Origin of the sequence: Acinetobacter sp. AND/436 (genome assembly GCF_049546925.1) — a bacterium.
Taxonomy (GTDB): Bacteria; Pseudomonadota; Gammaproteobacteria; order Pseudomonadales; family Moraxellaceae; genus Acinetobacter; species Acinetobacter indicus.
In genome coordinates this window covers 1-354 of record NZ_JBMXBO010000049.1, presented here as the reverse complement: position 1 = coordinate 354, position 354 = coordinate 1, and the positions used below count along the sequence as shown (strand labels likewise).

Annotated in this window: 1 pseudogene; it reads left to right on the top strand. The window is 39.3% G+C overall.

From position 1 onward, the window contains the following. A pseudogene (locus ACPEPR_RS13835) lies at nt 1–305 on the top strand (ISNCY family transposase); the annotation flags it as partial. Nucleotides 306–354: the final 49 nt, after the last annotated feature.

Sequence of the window (354 nt, the reverse complement as noted above, 5' to 3'; positions counted from 1 at the left end):
ACCAGAGTCTCATGGGTAAATATATTGAATTTCTAGAATACCCAGACGGTACGGTCGCCATTGAATATCAGGGAAGAAAAATCAATTACAGCATCTTCGATAAATTAAGTCAGCTGAACCAGCGAGAGATTGTTGAGAATAAACGTTTGAGTTCAGTCTTGGCCCATATCCAGCAACAGCATGAAGAACTAGAACAGCAAAACAAACGAAGTCGTTCTCAATCTATGCCACGTAGACGAGCACAGAAAACAGCAATTCAACAACGAAATCTGAATCCTGTGCTTGACTTGGAAATGTCTGTATAGGACATTTCTATTTGGTTATTAGGTAGGACATTTCTACTTGGGAATAACA